Annotated in this window: 10 protein-coding genes; all 10 read right to left on the reverse strand. The window is 67.8% G+C overall.

Going from position 1 to position 15,235, the window contains the following annotated elements:
* Positions 1 to 19: 19 nt before the first annotated feature.
* Complete coding sequence (locus ACFQS9_RS10880; protein WP_378404398.1) at positions 20 to 2,860, reverse strand: ATP-binding protein; 2,841 nt, start codon at positions 2,858 to 2,860, stop codon at positions 20 to 22.
* Between the two features lie 312 nt (positions 2,861 to 3,172).
* Positions 3,173 to 5,182: a DNA topoisomerase (ATP-hydrolyzing) subunit B gene (gene gyrB / locus ACFQS9_RS10885; protein ID WP_378404401.1), complete on the reverse strand. Its 2,010-nt coding sequence runs from the start codon at positions 5,180 to 5,182 to the stop codon at positions 3,173 to 3,175.
* A 174-nt stretch (positions 5,183 to 5,356) separates the two neighbouring features.
* A complete protein-coding gene (locus tag ACFQS9_RS10890; RefSeq protein ID WP_378404403.1) occupies positions 5,357 to 6,310 on the reverse strand; it encodes an alpha/beta fold hydrolase in 954 nt (317 codons plus the stop codon).
* A gap of 17 nt (positions 6,311 to 6,327) precedes the next feature.
* The gene (locus ACFQS9_RS10895; RefSeq protein WP_378404405.1) at positions 6,328 to 7,434 is read right to left on the reverse strand and encodes a PDR/VanB family oxidoreductase; all 1,107 of its coding nucleotides are present in this window, start codon (positions 7,432 to 7,434) and stop codon (positions 6,328 to 6,330) included.
* A gap of 7 nt (positions 7,435 to 7,441) precedes the next feature.
* Positions 7,442 to 8,350 (reverse strand): metal-dependent hydrolase, encoded by a 909-nt coding sequence (locus tag ACFQS9_RS10900; protein ID WP_378404407.1) that lies wholly within the window; start codon positions 8,348 to 8,350, stop codon positions 7,442 to 7,444.
* A 105-nt stretch (positions 8,351 to 8,455) separates the two neighbouring features.
* Positions 8,456 to 9,040: a DUF721 family protein gene (locus ACFQS9_RS10905; RefSeq protein WP_378404409.1), complete on the reverse strand. Its 585-nt coding sequence runs from the start codon at positions 9,038 to 9,040 to the stop codon at positions 8,456 to 8,458.
* 58 nt (positions 9,041 to 9,098) lie between these two features.
* Positions 9,099 to 10,289 carry a DNA replication/repair protein RecF gene (recF, locus tag ACFQS9_RS10910; protein WP_378404411.1) on the reverse strand — a complete coding sequence of 397 codons (1,191 nt, stop codon included), beginning with the start codon at positions 10,287 to 10,289 and terminating at the stop codon, positions 9,099 to 9,101.
* On the reverse strand, positions 10,290 to 11,183 hold the full coding sequence (gene gnd, locus ACFQS9_RS10915; RefSeq protein WP_378404413.1) for a phosphogluconate dehydrogenase (NAD(+)-dependent, decarboxylating): 894 nt from the start codon (positions 11,181 to 11,183) through the stop codon (positions 10,290 to 10,292). It abuts the gene before it with no gap.
* Between the two features lie 52 nt (positions 11,184 to 11,235).
* Positions 11,236 to 12,420: a DNA polymerase III subunit beta gene (gene dnaN, locus ACFQS9_RS10920; protein ID WP_378404415.1), complete on the reverse strand. Its 1,185-nt coding sequence runs from the start codon at positions 12,418 to 12,420 to the stop codon at positions 11,236 to 11,238.
* A gap of 717 nt (positions 12,421 to 13,137) precedes the next feature.
* Positions 13,138 to 14,715 (reverse strand): chromosomal replication initiator protein DnaA, encoded by a 1,578-nt coding sequence (dnaA, locus tag ACFQS9_RS10925; protein ID WP_378404417.1) that lies wholly within the window; start codon positions 14,713 to 14,715, stop codon positions 13,138 to 13,140.
* Positions 14,716 to 15,235 lie beyond the last annotated feature (520 nt).

Below are 15,235 nucleotides of genomic sequence, written 5' to 3' on the forward strand. Positions count from 1 at the left end.
TCCATGTTCATCTGTCTCCTTAGATGCTGTTGCGTTCGGCATGGCCGGCGGCGCGACCGTCTCGGATGCCCTTTTGGTGGCGGCTGAGCTTCTCGCGGATGGCCTCCGGGTCGCGCAGCTTGGCTGTGATCTTGTCAGCCCCGTCGACCCCGCCCGGAACCAACTGGTGTCCGGGCTGCCGCTGCGGGAGTCCGGACTCGGTGCGGACCTCCACCTGAGGGGCACTGGCGCGCTGCGCGGCGCTCCAGCCCTCGTCCGCGGCCGAGGTCCAGTTCTTGTTGCCCTCTTCCGGGTTCGGCGCCGTCAACCAATCCGAGACGATGCCGGTCGAGACCATGCCGCTGAAGATCGGCGTGGTCTCCTGCGGGTGCAGGATCGGGCGCAACGGCTCGACGTTCGCACGCGGCTGGAAGAACGACGCGGTCTTTTGCGAGTTGACGCGGTAGCGGTGCTGCGTGGTGCCTGCAGGCTCCGCGTTCTCCGCCCTCGCGGCCGGAGCAGCCGGTGCCGCCGGTGCCGCCGGTGCCGCCGGTGCCGATTCGACGGTCGGCACGGCGGGAGCCGGAGCAGAGGCCGGAGCGCTCGCCTCGGGATTGACCGGGGGCAGTCCGGTCGTCGCACCGGGGGTGCGCTGCGGCAGACCGCTGGCACCGGGGGTCCGCTGCGGGAGGCCGGCGGGCGGAGCCAGCGGACTCGGCTGCGGCGACGGGCTGGGTGCGGACTCGCTGGGCTGAGCCAGACCCTCCGGTGTGGCCGGCGTGCGCTGCGGCAGAACCCCGAACATCGCCGGGGTGCGCCGCGGCAGACCGTTCGGCGCGCCGGGGGTGCGCTGCGGCAGACCGTTCGGCGCGGCAGGCGTGCGCTGCGGCAGCCCGATCGGACCCGTGGTCAGCGGCCCGGGACCCACCGTGACGGTGACCGGGACCGCGGGTTCCGCGACGGCCTGTTCCCCGGTGACGGGATAGCCCTCGGAGTCGACCTTGCTCTGCGGACCCGTCATCCCCATCGTCATCGGCGAGACGAGCGCGGAGTGCGGGATGTGCACGCTGACCGTCACACCCTGGTTACGGTCCGTGTCGAAGGTCGGCCGCATCCGCACGGTCAGCCCGTGCTGGTCCGCGAGCCGGCTGGTCACGAACAGGCCCATGTGCCTGGCGGTCTCGGGGCTCACCTCGCCACCCGAGGCGAGGCGGTCGTTGATGACCGCCATCTCCGCGGCGGGGATACCGATTCCCCGGTCCGTGATCTCGAGCAGGAGCCCGCCGTCGACGGCCCGCGAGAAGTTGAACGTCACCTTGCTGTCCGGCGGGGAAGCCCGCAGCGAGTTGTCCAGCAACTCGGCGAGCAGGTGCACGACATCGGTGGCGACGGTGCCGCTGATGGCGCCCTGAGGCGTGGCCTTGACCTCGACCCGCTGGTAGTCCTCGACCTCGGACATCGCGGCACGCACGACGTCACCGACCTGAACCGGGGCGGAGTGCCCGCGGCGGGTCCTGGTGCCCGACAGGATCAGCAGGTTCTCACCGTTACGGCGCATGCGGGCGGCGAGGTGGTCGAGCCGGAACAGACTCTCCAGCCGCTTGGGGTCCTTCTCCTCGAACTCGAGGTTCTCGATCAAACCGAGCTGCTGGTCGACCAGCGACTTGCTTCGCCGGGCCAGGGTCTCGAACATGTCGCCGATCCGCAGGCGCAGGTGTGCCTGCTCGCCGGCGAGTCGGAGCGCCTGGCCGTGGATGTCGTCGACGGCGCGCGCGAGCTGGCCGATCTCCTCGGTGGTCTGGACGGGCACGCGGTCGAACTCCATGACGCCGGAGTCGTCGCCGTCCTTGATGCGGTCGATCGCCTCGGGGAGGTCGTGGTTGGCCACCTGGAGCGCGCCACGGCGGAGCCTGCGGATGGGGTTGATCAGCGATCGGGCCACCAGCAGTCCGAGCACCGTCGCCGCGATCAGCGTGCCGAGGACGACGAGCGAGTCGCGGATGGCGGCACCGGTGGTTTCCTGCTCACGCGCGGCGACCGTGGTGGCGATGGTCTCGGTGGATTCCTCGAGCATCGTGCCGTAGATCTTGACGCTCTCGAGCATCGCGGCCCGGAGCTCGAGCAGCGGCAGCGGGCCACCCGCGGCCCCGTCGATGATGGCGACGCGGTTGCGGTTGCGATCGAGCAATTCCTGGATCTGCGTGTCGGAATCGGGGTACGACCGGGCGAGGGTGTCGATCATCGCGCGCTCCGCGCCTGCCGCCGAATACAGGGCGTTCAGCGAGGCGTTCGGGTTCTTGAGCACCTCGAGAGCCGCGGTGACCTGGTCGGCGAGGCGACGCTGGGACGCCCAGACACCGACCAGACGGTCGTGCGCGTTGAGGACCTCGGCATCGTCGATGGGGAGGATGATCTCGTCGACGATGTCGGTCATGTCCGCGCGGATGGCGGCGGTCTTGGCGGGGAGCTCGGGATCCGTGACGCCGTTGTTGGCATCGTCGCGGATCTGCTCGATCCCGCTCAGTGCGGACCGCAGCTTCTCGGCGACGGCATCGGGGAAGGCGGGGTTGAAGGTGGCCGCGCGTGCCGCGACGATCGCCTTCTCCATCGCGACGATGTCCTCGTTGGTGACCGTCTTCGTCGCGTAGCCGGCCGAAACCGTGCCGAAGATCGTACCGAGGTCCACGATCTCGGGGATGTCGGCGACCTGCTTGGCCTGGTTACGGAACTCCAGCGCCTGGCTGAGCTCGTTCTGGACCCGGAGCCCGCCGAGCACGACCGCGACGGTCAGCGGCACCACGAGCACCGCGGCAACCTTCCATCGCAGGCCCCAGCCCTCGATGTTCCACAGCCTGTTCGACGGTGGCGTCTCAGTCTTCATCTTGCATGCTCACTTTCCTCCCAGGTGCGGCACGACGGCCTGCATTCGTGCCCTACACCCGATCGCGCGGAGCGATTTCGCCGGGGTACGAGTCGAGACAGACGCCTAGGCGGTACTGAAGTGTAGAGGCCAAAGCGTTACACGTCGACATTTGAATGTTCCCAAGACGTTATCATTTTGTTATCTAGCGTCTGAGGCCCCTCGAAGAACGGGCGTAACCGGCATCACTGGCAACTTTGACACCATTACGCCACCAGCCGGGCCGGATAGTGTGATTCACATCACACTATCCGGCCCGGCTGGTGGGATTGGTCAGACGTCCAGGAACCGGACATCCTTCGCATTGCGGGTGATGAAGCTGCGCCGAGCCTCGACGTCCTCGCCCATCAGGACGCTGAACAACTCGTCGGCGGCCGCGGCGTCGTCGAGGGTGACCAGGCGGAGAACCCGGACGCTCGGGTCCATGGTCGTCTCCCACAGTTCCTTGGCGTTCATCTCGCCGAGGCCCTTGTAGCGCTGGATGCCGTCGTCCTTGTTGATCTTCTTGCCGGCCTTGAGGCCCGCGTCGAGCAATCCGTCGCGCTCGCGGTCCGAGTACGCGAACTCCGGCTCGGACCGCTGCCACTTGAGCTTGTACAGCGGCGGCTGCGCGAGGTAGACGTGCCCGTGCTCGACGAGCGGCCGCATGAAGCGGAACAGCAGCGTGAGCAGCAGCGTCGCGATGTGCTGGCCGTCGACGTCGGCGTCGGCCATCAGCACGATCTTGTGGTACCGCAGCTTCGCGATGTCGAACTCGTCGTGGATGCCGGTGCCGAACGCGGTGATGATCGACTGGACCTCGTTGTTCTTCAGGACCCGGTCGATGCGCGCCTTCTCGACGTTGATGATCTTGCCGCGCAGCGGCAGGATCGCCTGGTACATCGAGTCGCGGCCGGACTTCGCCGAGCCGCCTGCGGAGTCGCCCTCCACGATGTAGATCTCGGACTTGCTCGGGTCGTTGGACCGGCAGTCGGCCAGCTTGCCCGGCAGCCCGCCGAGGTCGGTCGCGCTCTTGCGGCGGACCAGCTCGCGGGCCTTGCGGGCCGCGACCCGCGCCTGCGCCGAGGAGACCGCCTTGGTGACGATCGTCTTGGCGTCGGCCGGGTTCGACTCGAACCAGTGCGAGAGGTGTTCGTTGCAGGCCTTCTGCACGAAGGACTTGACCTCGGTGTTGCCGAGCTTGGTCTTGGTCTGGCCCTCGAACTGCGGTTCGCCGACCTTGACGCTGACGATCGCGGCGAGGCCCTCGCGGATGTCGTCGCCGGTGAGGTTGCCGTCCTTCTCCTTGAGGAGCTTCTTGTCCTTCGCGTACTTGTTCACCACCGTGGTCAGGGCCGCGCGGAAGCCCTCCTCGTGGGTGCCGCCCTCGTGGGTGTTGATCGTGTTGGCGAAGGTGTGCACGGACTCCGAGTAGCCGGAGTTCCACTGCATCGCGACCTCGAGTTCGTGGCCGGTGCCCTTCGCGGTGTAGCCCACGACCGAGTTGTGGATCGCCTGCTTGGTGCGGTTGATGTGCCGGACGTAGTCCTCGAGGCCACCCGGGTAGTGGTAGGTCCTGGTGCGGACGGACTGGACCTCGGGCGCCTTGGTCGCGTCGGCGTCGTACTCGGCCTCGGCCGCGACCTCCTCGTCGGTGATCCGCTCGTCGGTCAGGGTGATGGTCAGGCCCTTGTTGAGGAACGCCATCTCCTGCAGCCGGCGGGCCACGGTCTCCGCGTTGTAGGTGGTGGTCTCGAAGATGTCCGGGTCCGCCCAGAACCGGACGGTGGTGCCGGTTCGCTTGGTCGGCTCGCCCTTGACCAGCTCACCGGGGACCGCCTTGGTGTAGGTCTGGTTCCAGTGGTAGCCGTCGTTGTCGATCTCGACCTCGACCTTGGTCGACAGCGCGTTCACGACGGAGATGCCGACGCCGTGCAGGCCGCCGGAGACGGCGTACGCGTCGGAATCGAACTTGCCGCCGGCGTGCAGCTGGGTCATGACGACCTCGACGGTGGGGACGCCGGAGGCGTGCATGCCGGTCGGGATACCGCGGCCGTCGTCGATGACCTCGATCCCGCCGTCTGCGAGCATCGTGACCGCGACGGTGGTGGCGTGGCCTGCCATCGCCTCGTCGACCGAGTTGTCGACGACCTCCCAGATCAGGTGGTGCAGGCCCCGCTCACCGGTGGAACCGATGTACATGCCTGGGCGCTTGCGCACCGCCTCGAGACCCTCGAGAACGGTGATGGAGGAGGCACCGTAGTCCTTGTTGGGAGTGCTCTTGTCTGATTTCTGGGCAGCCACGGGCGGGTTGCACTCCTTCTCGTCTCCAAGGCGGTCGCGGCCTGTCGAGCGTCGACCGCGTGGTACCCGGCCATCCTACTGTCACGGGTGTGGTCGGTGCCGCCAATGACACCCCTGACGTCCTCGTGAGCGCATTTTCGGCGTCTCGGGCAGGTCGAAAGCTGGGTGGCCGCGTCAGGAGATCGCGGTGGCGTCGTCCACGCCGTCCCGCCCGATCACACTGTCGACGAACTCCTCGGTGAGCCTGGCGAGATCCGCCGAGTGCGAGATCGGGGCCCAGTGGCCGGCCGGGATCTCGCGTCGCCGCAGGTCGGGCACCCACTGCTCGATGTCCTCGTAACCGACCGGGCGCACCGCGCGGTCGCGCTGGTTCAGGATCAACTGGACCGGGACCGCGGTGCGCCGCTCCGCCGGGCGGCGCAGCTTGGGCCGGATGTTGGCCCGGTACCGCTTGAGACCGTTGATCATGTCCGAGCGCAGGGTCGGGGCGGGGTGCACCAGCGACGGGTCCAACCCGTCGAAGAAGCGCAGGAAGGTCGGCCAGATCCGCCACATCCCGAGGCGGAACGGCAGCGGTCCGAGGCCCGGCGTCTGGAACAACACCGTGTAGGCCGAGGCGACGCCCTGGGTCAGCCGCTTGTAGATCTTTCCGGGGGTGGGCGCGACAAAGCCCGTCCGCAGCCACGTCCCGAGGTGGTCGAGATTCGGCCCCGACACCGAGGTGTACGACGCGATCCGGTCCTCGGCGCCCGGCTCGCACACCGCCTCCCAGCTCTCCACCGATCCCCAGTCATGGGCCAGCAGGTGCACGGGCTGGTCGGGGCTGACGGCGTCGATCACCGCGAACAGGTCCTGAGCCAGCAACTCCAGCCGGTAGTCCTCGACCGCGGTCGGCACCGTGGACTGGCCCGAGCCACGGGTGTCGTAGCTGATCACCCGGAACCGGTCCGTCAGGCGGGGCACCACGTGCTCCCAGAGCTGGTGGGTGTCCGGCCAGCCGTGCACCAGCACCAGCGTCGGTCCCGTCGGATTGCCCTGCTCGAACACCGCCAGATCAACCGAACCGCTGGTCACTGTTCGGGCGACTGCGGGCCTGATTGATCCAGAGTTGTTGGCACTGTTGGTCATTGGTGACATCCTTACCGTCAGAGGTCGAGGACCAGGCGCTGAGACCCGGTCGATCGGGACACGCAGATCAGCATCGAATCCTCGCGCTCCTCGTCGGTCAGACGGGTCTCGCGATGGTCCGGTTCGCCGGAGATGACCCGGACCTTGCAGGTGCCGCAGAACCCCTGCTGGCAGGAGTATCCGACACCGGGCAGGCGCTCCTTGATCACCGACAGGGCAGACTCGTCGGCGGGCACGGTGAGCACCTCGCCGGTGCTCGCGAACTGGACCTCGAACTCGGATCCGTCCAAGACCGGTGGCGCACCGAATCTCTCGAAGTGCAGCGAGGTTGCGGGGCTGTCGACGAAGGCCCGGCGCACGGTGTCGAGCATCGGGGTCGGGCCGCAGCAGTAGACGGCACCGCCCGCGACCGCACGGCCGAGCAGATCCTCCTCGGTCGGGAGCCCGAACTCGTCGTCGGGTCGAACGAAAACCCTTTCAGGTTCCCATGATTCGATTTCGTCGAGGAAGGGCATCGAGTCCCGCGAACGGCCGGAGTACACGAACTGCCAGTCCATCCCGGCGGCGCGGGCGGCACGCACCATCGCCAGCACCGGTGTGATCCCGATGCCGCCCGCGATGAACAGCGCCTTGCCCTCACCGACGAACGGGAAGCCGTTGCGGGGCCCGCGGACGGTCACCGTGGTCCCCGGCCGCAGGCCGTGCATCTCGATCGAGCCGCCGCCGCCATCCGGAATGGAGCGCACCGCGATGCGGTAGTGGGTCCGGTCCGCGGGGTCCCCGCACAGCGAGTACTGCCTGCGACGGCCGGACGGGAGATGGAAGTCCAGGTGACAGCCCGCCTGCCAGGCGGGCAACTCGGCGCCGTCCGGCGCGGCGAAGGTCAGCGCCGCGACGTTCTCGTCCTGGGCCACGATCGTCCGGTCGGTCACCACCAGGGTCATCGCGGTGTCCGGGTTGTGGCCGGCGTGCTCCGGCCTGTAGTCGAAGCGGGCGACCGCCCCGAGATACCGGTCCACGAACGACCCGAGGAACGCCATCACCCGGTCGTTGCGGTCGCGCCCACGCAGGTCCCGCGGCCTGCCCTCGATGTTGCGTGCCCGTTCCGCGCTCATCGTCGTCATCTCGGCGCTACCGGGCGGCGGCCTGGGCGGCGGGCGAGGAGGCCAGGTAGGCGACGGCCTGTGCGGTGGAGCCCTCCTGCGACGGGTGGTACGAGCGGCTGAAGTAGCGGCCCATCCGCACCGCGAGCTCCTTGGGTCCCGGCAGGACGCCCCGCCTGCCGGCCGCCAGGTAATCGGACAGGTGCGGCTTGCGCCGGTGCGGCGCCCACTGGGCGAGCTCGGGGTCGTTCGCCATCAGGAACCGGGTGCCGCGGACCCACAGGTACACGATCGCCGGGGTAGCCACGAGCTGCGTACGCAGACGCCGGGATTCGCGCTTGTCGAAGTAGCGCATCAGGTCGTAGGCGACGCTGCGGTGCTCGACCTCCTCCGATCCGTGCCACCGCAACAGATCGAGCATCGTCGGGTGCGGGTTGGCCCGGTCGAGTCCCTTGGCGTTGAGGACCCAGTCGCCGAGGAACGCCGTGATGTGCTCGATCGCCGCGATCAGGGCGAGGCGTTCGATCAGGTAGTTCTCCTTGCGACCGGCGGTGAACGGTCGCGGTCCGAGCAACCGGAAGAACACCCATTCCATCTGGGAGGTGAACGGGGTCGGGTCCAGACCCTGCTTCTTGAGGTGTTCGAGCACGCCGGAGTGCGACTGCGAGTGCATGGCCTCCTGACCGATGAACCCGGCGACATCGTCGCGCAGCTTCTCGTCCTCGATCAGCGGCAGCGCTTCCTTGAACGTCTCGACGAACCAGTCCTCCCCCGCGGGCAGCAGCAGGTGCAGCACGTTGAAGACGTGGGTCGTGAACGGATCGCCGGGAATCCAGTGCATCGGCAGGTCCGACCAGTCGAACTCCACGTCGCGGGCCTGGAGCAGGATGTGGTCCGGCTCGGCGACGGCGGTTGTGTGCGCGCTCTCGATGGACATCGAAACTCCTCCGGCACCCGATCCGTTGGATGCCTGTGACACGGATCATTCAGCGTTTACCGAAGTAACCGTAACACGAGGTTATATGTACATCTAGGGGTCGGATCAGCCGTAGGTGTCCCGCGGCCCGCGGCCCTTGATGTGCCGCTCGCCCTTGCGCCAACTGGGGGCGGTCGGCCCGGTGATGCGCAGGCTGGTCACGATGCCGTCGCCGACCGCCGCGGCGATCTTCGCCAGGATCTGGGACTGCAGCATCCGCAGCTGGGTGGCCCAGGCCGTCGACTCCGCGGAGATGCTCAGCACCCCCTCACGCAGCGCGACCGGTTCCGCGTGCGCCGAGATGTCCTCGCCGACGACCTGCGGCCAACGACCGAGGACGGTGCCCTCCGCGACGCGCGGTGACCAGCCCCGACTCTTCGCCACCGATCCCGTCAGCGCCCCGAACAGCTGCGGATCCCGTCCGTCGGGTCCGGCGCCGGACCAGCCCCGCCGACCGGTCCCGGCACGCAACCGGGGCTTCGGTGAGGATCGGCCCTGTCCGACGGACTTCCCGCTCGCCTTCGCGGCGGCCCGGGCCTCCTCCAGCGCCCGTCGGGCGAGGTCGATTCCGCGCAGCTCGGGGACCGGTTCGGCACCCCCGGCCGGGGCCTGACCGTGCCCACTTCCGGTGGGGGCAGTCTCCTCTGTCATCCGTGCTCGCTTCCCGTCCGTCCGTCGATGATAGGGGCGGCGTGTGCGTACCAGGCCCTCAGACCAGTCGTGAGATTCTCCCGGCCGCGGTGACGGCGGCCTCGATGCCGAACCGCCTGGCCTCCAGTTCCGCGGGCACGTCCTCCGCCACGGCCGCGGTGATGAGCACCTGCTCGGCGTCCGCGGCCACGGCGGCCAGCGCGGTCCGCCTGGTGCGGTCGAGTTCGGCGAAGACGTCGTCGAGCATCAGCACCGGGTCGGCGCCGTCCGCGCGCAGCAACGCGAACGCCGCCAGCCGCAACGAGAGCGCGAACGACCAGGACTCACCATGGCTGGCGAAGCCCTTGGCCGGCTGATCGCCGAGATGGAGTTCCAGATCGTCGCGGTGCGGTCCGACCAGGCACACCCCGCGGTCGATCTCGCGTTGCCGCGCCACGGCCAGCTCGTTGAGAAAGCTCGCCTCGAGCAACTCGACGTCGTCACGGATCCAGTGATGGTCGGGCTCGACGAGCTCCGGGGGCATCGAGGCGCCGAGGCTGCTCCGATACCGGATCGACGCGGGTCGCGACTCCGGGGCGATGCCTCGATACGAACTCGCCACGTGCGGGTCGAGCTCGGCGACCAACCGCAACCGGCCGGCCAGGAGTTCGGCCCCGTGTGCGGCGAGATGCCCGTCCCAAACATCAAGGGTGGCAAGGGCACTCGCGCCATCCGTGGACCGGGTTCCGCGTCGGAGCGCACCGCCGGCGGTCTTGAGCAGGGCCGACCGCTGCCGGAGCACCTTCTCGTAATCCGCCTTGACCGCGGCCATCCGCGGCAACCGGGAACAGAGCAGCTCGTCGAGGTACCGTCGCCTGTCCCCCGGGTCACCCCGCACCATGGACAGGTCCTCGGGCGCGAACAGAACGCTGCGCAGGACTCCCAGGATCTCCCGGGGTCGCCGCACCGGCGATCCGTTCATTCGGGCGCGGTTGGCCCGACCGTCGTTGATCTCGAGATCGATCGCCAGCTCGCGGCCGTCGTTGACCACCACCGCGCCGATCTGGGCCTGGGCCGCACCGGACCGGATCAGGGGTGCGTCGGTAGAAACCCGGTGTGAGGACAGGGCGGACAGGTACCCGAGCGCCTCGAGCAGGTTGGTCTTGCCGTGTCCGTTCGGACCGACGAACAGGGTGACCCCGGGTTCCGGTTCGAGTGCGATGGCGTCCCAGGAACGGAAGTCCCGGAGCGTGAACTTACGAACGAACACCTATCCGGATTCCGACACCCGCTGCACCGCGTGACCACCGAACTGGTTGCGCAGCGCCGAGACGGCCTTCATCGCGGGCGAGTCGGACTGCCGGGAGGCAAACCGCGCGAACAGTGCCGCGGAGATGACCGGGGCGGGCACCGCGTGGTTGATCGCTTCCTCGACCGTCCAGCGTCCCTCGCCGGAATCCTCTGTGTAACCGGATATCTCGGCGAAATTGGGGTCCTCGTCCAATGCCTTCACGAGGAGGTCGAGCAGCCAGGAACGGACGACGGTGCCCTTCGTCCAGGCACGCAGGACCCCGTGCACATCGGTGACGAGATCCTCCGCCTCGAGCAGCTCGAAACCCTCGGCATACGCGTGCATCAGCCCGTACTCGATGCCGTTGTGGATCATCTTCGAGTAGTGACCGGCACCGACCGGCCCCGCATGGACGAATCCGTCGGCACGTTCGCCCTCGGGTCGGAGCGCGTCGAAGATCGGCATCACCCGGGCGACGTCCGTGTCGGATCCGCCCACCATCAGGCCGTAGCCGTTCTCCAGACCCCAGATACCGCCTGAGACACCACAATCGAGGAATCCGATGCCATGCTCCGCGAGCAGATCGGCATGGATCTTGTCCTCGGTGAATCGGGAATTGCCACCGTCGACGACCAGGTCACCCGCGTCGAGAACGGAGGCCAGCGAGGTGATCGTCTCGCGGGTGACCGTGCCGGAGGGGACCATCACCCAGACCACCCGGGGCGCCTGCAGGGCGCCGGCCAGGGCGGCCAGCGAGTCGACATCGGTGACCTCGGGGCGGGGGTCGAACCCGATCACCTCGTGCCCGTGCGAGCGGAGTCGATCGCGCATGTTGAAACCCATCTTGCCCAGGCCGACCAGTCCCAGCTGCATTGTTGGTTCCCTTCACTCGCGGGCGGTGCTGCTATCGGCGGATCCCCCGGTGTCAGCCGGGCAGACGGACGGGCATCAGCAGGTAGGTGTAGTCGGTTTCGGGCGCCGCGAACGTCCCGGATTCTCCGGGGACCGGTTCCTCCTCGGGGGCGGGGCGCAGCACGGCGGGCCTGCTGGGGGTGGTGAACCCGAAGGACACCCGCTCGGTGTGCAACGAACCGAGACCGTCGATGAGGTAACCGGGGTTGAAGGCGATGGTCAGGGATTCGCCCTGGAACTGCGCCTCGAGTGCCTCCTCGGCGCGGCCGGCATCGTCACCGCCGGCGGCGAGCAACAATCCGTCCGCGGAGAACTGCATCCTGACCTGGGCTCCGCGTTCCGCGACGAGCGCCACGCGCTTGATGGCCTCGACCAGCGGGGTGACCTCGACGGTGGCGATGGCCGTGTGCTCGGTCGGCAGCAGTTGGCGGAACTTGGGGAACTCGGCGTCGAGCAGTCGGGTGGTGGTGCGCCGTCCCTCACCGACGATGCCCAGCAGGCCCTCGGATCCGACCGAGGAGCCCGTGCCAAACGCCAGTTCCACGGGTGAATTCGAAGCTCCACCAAGGGTTTTCGCGGACTCGGAGAGGGTCTTCGCGGGAATCAGCACGGCCGCACTGGTGTCCGGGTTCGCCGGGGTCCACTCGATCTGCCGGACGGCCAGGCGGAAGCGGTCGGTTGCGGCGAGGACCACATTGGTGCCCTCGATCTCGACTCGGATGCCGGTCAGCATCGGCAACGTGTCGTCCTTGCCCGCCGCGATCGCGACCTGGCTGATGGCCTCGGAGAAGACGTCGACCGGCAGCGATCCGGTCTGCTGCGGCAGTTCCGGCAACTGCGGGTAGTCCTCGACCGGCATCGTCGGAAGCGAGAATTTCGCGCTGCCACACGAGATGAGGACCCGGGTGCCGTCGACGGTGACGTCGACCGGCTTTGCAGGCAGGGAGCGGGTGATGTCTGCGAGCAGCTTTCCCGAGACCAGTGATTTTCCGGGAGTGGAGACCTCCGCGGAAATCCGTACCTGCGCGGAAACCTCGTAGTCGAAGCCGGAGATGGTCAGTCCCTGGTCGTCCGCCGCGATCAGGACGCCGCCGAGAACCGGTACGGGTGGCCTGGACGGAAGGCTGCGGGCGACCCACGCGACGGAATCCGCGAAATCCTCCCGAGCGACTCGAAACTTCATACTTCCAAGCTCCATCGCTCGGCTGATCCTCTCCGTAGGCATGGACATCTGCGGATGCCAGCAGTGTGACACGGCAGAAGCACACCGTATGCCCTTCGCGGCGAAGTTGAAAGCCGAAACCCACGCTGGAAGCGGGGTCGGCCGGCCGGTTCGGTCGGGTGTGAGCAGTCGCGGTCCACAGGACCTGTTTTCAAAGATCGAATTACAGGTAGAGATCAGCAGTAGTAATAGGCACTGTGGATTCTGTGGACGAAGGTTGTAATCCGCTGGTCCGCCGGTGTGGCGCCGTGGGGATGACCCCAGGTACGAAACGTGGACAGATCCGGGGCTGTTGTGGATGGGATTTTGTTGTTCACGGCCCGGCACCGCTTCATCCACAGGTTCACGGGGTTGTCCACATGGTTGTCCACAGGTGTGAGTAGATTCCGAGAAATCACAAAACCCGGCGAGTCGCGGGCGAGCGAGCCGGTTGTCCGGGCACCGCGCGGCGGCGGTGAGCCACGGATTCGGCTTGCGATGTCATTCCGGTGAGGACACGGAGAACCGGGTGGCGCGGACCCGGGGAGATAGAGGTGTGGGGCGTGCGACCCCCTGCGACGCACGCCCCACCTTTGACGATGGTCGTCACAGAGACGGCGGGGCGCACGCGTAGTGCACTACCTGTTCCGCGGCCGGACTACGTGCGGGCGCCGTGCCGGTACCCGCACGCGGCCGGCAGCAGGTGTGTCGATCTCAGCGCTTGGAGCGCTGCTTGATCCGGGCCGTCAGCTCCTGGACCTGGTCGTATACCTTCCGGCGTTCGGTCATTTCCTTGCGGATCTTCTTGTCCGCGTACATGACCGTGGTGTGGTCGCGGCCGAATGTCTGACCGATCTTCGGCAGCGACAGGTCGGTGAGCTCGCGACACAGGTACATCGCGATCTGCCGGGCCTGGGCGAGGGGGCGGGCCTTGCCCGGTCCGCAGAGGTCCTCGATGCTGGTGCTGAAGTACTCGGCGGTCACTGCCATGATGGTCGCCGCGTTGATCTCGAGGCTCGTCGAATCCGGCATCAGGTCGCGCAGGACCACCTCGGCCAGTGTCAGGTCGAGCGGCTGCCTGTTCAGCGAGGCGAACGCGGTGACACGGATGAGCGCGCCCTCGAGCTCGCGGATGTTGCGCTCGATCCGGCTGGCGATCAGCTCGAGCACGTCGTGCGGCACGTCGAGCCGGTCCATCCGCGCCTTCTTGCTGAGAATCGCGATGCGCGTCTCGAGCTCGGGCGGCTGGACATCGGTGATCAGGCCCCACTCGAACCGGGTCCGGAGCCGGTCCTCGAGGGTCGCCAACTGCTTCGGCGGACGGTCCGAGGAGACGACGATCTGCTTGTTCGCGTTGTGGAGGGTATTGAAGGTGTGGAAGAACTCCTCCTGGATACCCTCCTTGCCCTCGATGAACTGGATGTCGTCGACGAGCAGCACGTCGGTCTCGCGGTACCGGCGCTTGAACGCGACCTTGCGGTCGTCGCGGAGGCTGTTGATGAAGTCGTTGGTGAATTCCTCGGTGGAGACGTACTTGACGCGCATCCCGGGAAACAGTCGCTGCGCGTAGTGACCGGCCGCGTGCAACAGGTGGGTCTTGCCCAGACCCGAGGCACCCCAGACGAACAGCGGGTTGTAGGCGCGCGCCGGCGCCTCCGCGATGGCGACCGCCGCGGCGTGGGCGAACCGGTTCGAGGCACCGATGACGAAGGTGTCGAAGGTGTACTTGGCGTTGAGGCTGTTGCCGCCGGAGGCCGCCGGGGCGTCGGCGGGCGGCTTGGTGAAGTACGACGGCCAGGATTCGTTGACGCTCGCGATGGCCTCGCGGTCCTCGTCGACCTCTTCGTAGTCCAGCGTCTCGGAATCGGACGGATCCGATTCGGCTGCGCCCAGGCGCCTGCGGCGGAATGTCGGCACGCTGGCGGCGGAGGGTTCGCTCGACACGTCCTCGGTGGGGGCCGTCGGCGACGCGGGGGCCGCGGGTGGTGCCTCGACCGGCTCGACCGAGGGCGGCGCGATGCGGACACCGAGTCCCTCGACGCCCGCCGCGAGATGCCGGTTGAGCGCCTGCAGGATGGGTTCGCGCAGGTCCCGCTCGATCGCCTCCTGGACGAAGGACGAAGGGACCGAGAGCAATGCGAATCCCTGGGCCAGGGTGAGGGGGCGCACCAACGCCAGCATCGCCTTCTGCGCCTTGGTCAGCTGCGGCCCGCCTTCGGGGGGTTCATCCGACGTCAACTCGGTGAGCACATCCACCCAGACTTGCTCCAGGGTGATTGCTTCCTCGTTCAAGTCGTCCCTCCCCACATCGACGTGGGAGGGAGACGCACAGGGCTCATCACGATGTTGGCCGAGCTCTCCCACCCTGGGGATAACTTCCCCGCACAGAGATACGAATATGCCATCTGATCTGTAATTCCACACAATTATCCACAGATGTGGATAAAGCACAGGGTTGTGAGTAGACCGCTCGGCCGGATGAGTTGATCTTGATCTGCACGTACCTCACCTGCGACGATGGCGCCGGACAGCCGATCCGGCGATCCGGCGGGGCGGCCGTGAGCGGGCCGATCGCCGGCATCGGGGGTGTTAGCTGGCTTACAGGTCCCCGCCCGCGGGGGTCGCTCGGGTTCTCGGCACACTCGGCGGGCGAACACAAGCATCCCGGCGGGCGTGGCGTGTCCCTGGGCATCCTGGTTTGACCTCGGGTGCGGCGCTGCGTACCCTCGTACAGTCACCCGAAGTCGAGGTGGCGGTTGCTTGCTGGCCATCTCGGCCGGGTACGGGCATCCGTCGAGGTTTCGTCGCCGGG

The sequence above is a fragment of the Rhodococcus daqingensis genome (genome assembly GCF_042665615.1).
GTDB classification, from domain to species: domain Bacteria; phylum Actinomycetota; class Actinomycetes; order Mycobacteriales; family Mycobacteriaceae; genus Rhodococcus_G; species Rhodococcus_G daqingensis.

What these genes read in the sequence shown, in the direction of transcription:
- ACFQS9_RS10880 (WP_378404398.1), bottom strand. Translation starts at nt 2,860, where the DNA reads ATGAAGACTGAGACGCCACCGTCGAACAGGCTGTGGAACATCGAGGGC.
- ACFQS9_RS10890 (WP_378404403.1), bottom strand. Translation starts at nt 6,310, where the DNA reads ATGACCAACAGTGCCAACAACTCTGGATCAATCAGGCCCGCAGTCGCC.
- ACFQS9_RS10895 (WP_378404405.1), bottom strand. Translation starts at nt 7,434, where the DNA reads ATGACGACGATGAGCGCGGAACGGGCACGCAACATCGAGGGCAGGCCG.
- ACFQS9_RS10900 (WP_378404407.1), bottom strand. Translation starts at nt 8,350, where the DNA reads ATGTCCATCGAGAGCGCGCACACAACCGCCGTCGCCGAGCCGGACCAC.
- ACFQS9_RS10905 (WP_378404409.1), bottom strand. Translation starts at nt 9,040, where the DNA reads ATGACAGAGGAGACTGCCCCCACCGGAAGTGGGCACGGTCAGGCCCCG.
- gnd (WP_378404413.1), bottom strand. Translation starts at nt 11,183, where the DNA reads ATGCAGCTGGGACTGGTCGGCCTGGGCAAGATGGGTTTCAACATGCGC.
- dnaN (WP_378404415.1), bottom strand. Translation starts at nt 12,420, where the DNA reads ATGGAGCTTGGAAGTATGAAGTTTCGAGTCGCTCGGGAGGATTTCGCG.